The 2,339-nt window shown below is 54.7% G+C and carries 4 protein-coding genes; all 4 read right to left on the bottom strand.

Annotated features, from left to right (window positions below):
* Positions 1-135: 135 nt before the first annotated feature.
* Complete coding sequence (rplL, locus tag ACIOYV_RS33175) at positions 136-501, bottom strand: 50S ribosomal protein L7/L12 (protein WP_010467258.1); 366 nt, start codon at positions 499-501, stop codon at positions 136-138.
* A gap of 80 nt (positions 502-581) precedes the next feature.
* The gene (rplJ, locus tag ACIOYV_RS33170; RefSeq protein ID WP_028621539.1) at positions 582-1,082 is read right to left on the bottom strand and encodes a 50S ribosomal protein L10; all 501 of its coding nucleotides are present in this window, start codon (positions 1,080-1,082) and stop codon (positions 582-584) included.
* A gap of 198 nt (positions 1,083-1,280) precedes the next feature.
* Complete coding sequence (gene rplA, locus ACIOYV_RS33165; protein WP_007896626.1) at positions 1,281-1,976, bottom strand: 50S ribosomal protein L1; 696 nt, start codon at positions 1,974-1,976, stop codon at positions 1,281-1,283.
* Positions 1,976-2,339, bottom strand: a 364-nt coding sequence (rplK, locus tag ACIOYV_RS33160) for a 50S ribosomal protein L11 (protein ID WP_401330689.1), incomplete at its 5' end; no start/stop codon positions are given. The genes rplK and rplA, both read right to left, overlap by 1 nt.

Here is a 2,339-nt window from a genome sequence, read left to right as displayed (position 1 = left end):
CACCGCATCGGGTGGTTACAGCTCGTTACCAGCACCGACCCAGTCGGATGCCAATAACGGAAAAAGGCCGGTGGCAAGAGCCACCAGCCATCAGCCTTTCGCTTAACGCTCGGGCTGGAGACGCAAAGTCGATGCTTACTTCAGCTCGACTTTAGCGCCTGCTTCTTCCAGAGTGGCTTTGGCTTTGTCAGCTGCGTCTTTCGAAACAGCTTCCAGTACCATGCCAGGAGCGCCGTCAACTACAGCCTTGGCTTCTTTCAAGCCCAGACCGGTCAGTTCACGTACTGCCTTGATCACGTTAACTTTCTTCTCGCCAGCTTCCAGCAGCATGACGTTGAATTCAGTTTGTTCTTCAACAACAGCAGCGACAGCAGCTGGACCAGCGGAAGCAGCGGCAGCGGAAACGCCGAACTTCTCTTCCATGGCCTTGATCAGCTCAACGATTTCCAGAACGGATTTTTCGCCGATTGCTTCGATGATTTGGTCGTTAGTCAGAGACATGACTATAAATTCCTGTATTGGGGTGACAGCCTACGCGGCCATCGAAATAAACAATAAACGCTGAAAGGAGTCGCTCAGCCTTAGGCTGCGGCAGCTTCTTTCTGGTCGCGAAGGGCCGCCAGAGTACGAGCCAATTTGCTGGTTGCGCCTTGAATCACGCTCATCAGCTGAGAAATTGCTTCGTCACGGGTCGGCAGACTTGCCAGTACGTCGATCTGATTAGCTGCGAGGAACTTGCCCTCGAACGCAGCTGCCTTGATCTCGAACTTATCCTGACCTTTTGCGAACTCTTTGAAGATACGAGCAGCAGCGCCCGGATGTTCTTTGGAGAATGCAATCAAGGTCGGGCCAGTGAACACGTCGTTGAGCACGTCATATTGAGTGCCAGCAACGGCGCGCTTGAGCAGGGTGTTACGTACAACACGTACGTAAACGCCAGCTTCACGAGCCTCTTTACGGAGTCCGGTCATAGCGCTTACTGTCACGCCGCGGGCATCAGCCACAACAGCAGACAGGGCAACATTGGCAGCCTCGTTGACTTCAGCGACGATGGCCTTCTTGTCTTCGAGTTTAATTGCCACGGGTTTAACTCCTGCTTGTTACCGTTTCATCCAACCGGAGCCGGATGTCGTTTTGGTGTCTGATTCGGTAAGGAACCGGGAGCACCATCTGCGTAGGCTTGAGGTTTAAGACTTGCGTCGCCTACGGTCTTGGATAGCCCCCGCCAGGCAGGGACCCCAATCTTTCAATTGGCGCAATCGCTTGCGCCAACCTGTGTCTTACGCGTCGAGCGAGCCTTGGTCGATGACCAGACCTGGACCCATGGTGGTGCTCAGGGTAACGCGCTTGACGTAAATGCCTTTCGAGGAAGCTGGCTTGATACGCTTCAGATCAGCGATCAGGGCTTCAACGTTTTCCTTCAGCTTGACAGCGTCGAAACCGACCTTGCCAACGGAAGTGTGGATGATGCCGTTTTTGTCGGTGCGATAACGAACCTGACCAGCCTTGGCGTTTTTAACCGCGGTAGCTACGTCTGGAGTTACGGTGCCGACTTTAGGGTTAGGCATCAGGCCACGTGGACCGAGGATCTGACCCAACTGACCAACAACGCGCATTGCATCCGGGGATGCGATAACCACGTCATAGTTCAGGTCGCCGCCTTTCATTTCGGCAGCTAGGTCGTCCATACCTACACGGTCAGCGCCGGCAGCCAGAGCGGCCTCAGCAGCTGGACCCTGGGTGAACACAGCAACGCGAACAGTCTTGCCCGTGCCGTGTGGCAGCACAGTAGCGCTACGAACAACCTGGTCGGATTTACGCGGGTCAACGCCCAGGTTTACAGCAACGTCAAACGACTCGCTGAACTTGACAGTCGACAGCTCGGCCAGCAGAGCGGCAGCGTCTACAAAGTTGTAGGACTTGCCTGCTTCGATTTTGCCGGCGATAGCCTTTTGACGTTTGGTCAACTTAGCCATTACACACCCTCCACGTTAAGGCCCATGCTACGAGCAGAACCGGCGATAGTACGCACGGCCGCGTCCATATCAGCTGCAGTCAGATCCGCGTTTTTGGTTTTCGCGATTTCTTCCAGCTGAGCACGGGTAACGGTGCCAACCTTGACAGTGTTCGGACGAGCCGAACCGCTAGTCAGACCAGCAGCTTTCTTCAGCAGAACCGAAGCAGGTGTGGATTTGGTTTCGAAAGTGAAGCTACGGTCGCTATAGACAGTGATGATCACTGGAGTCGGCAGACCAGCTTCAAGACCCTGAGTACGGGCGTTGAAAGCCTTGCAGAATTCCATGATGTTCACGCCGTGCTGACCCAGAGCAGGACCAACA

Source organism: Pseudomonas sp. NPDC087342 (genome assembly GCF_044744265.1).
In the GTDB taxonomy this organism is placed as follows: domain Bacteria; phylum Pseudomonadota; class Gammaproteobacteria; order Pseudomonadales; family Pseudomonadaceae; genus Aquipseudomonas; species Aquipseudomonas nunensis.
Note: the sequence above shows the minus strand (reverse complement) of the source record. Positions and strands in the feature narration are given on the sequence as shown.

What these genes read in the sequence shown, in the direction of transcription:
- rplL (WP_010467258.1), bottom strand. Translation starts at nt 501, where the DNA reads ATGTCTCTGACTAACGACCAAATCATCGAAGCAATCGGCGAAAAATCC.
- rplA (WP_007896626.1), bottom strand. Translation starts at nt 1,976, where the DNA reads ATGGCTAAGTTGACCAAACGTCAAAAGGCTATCGCCGGCAAAATCGAA.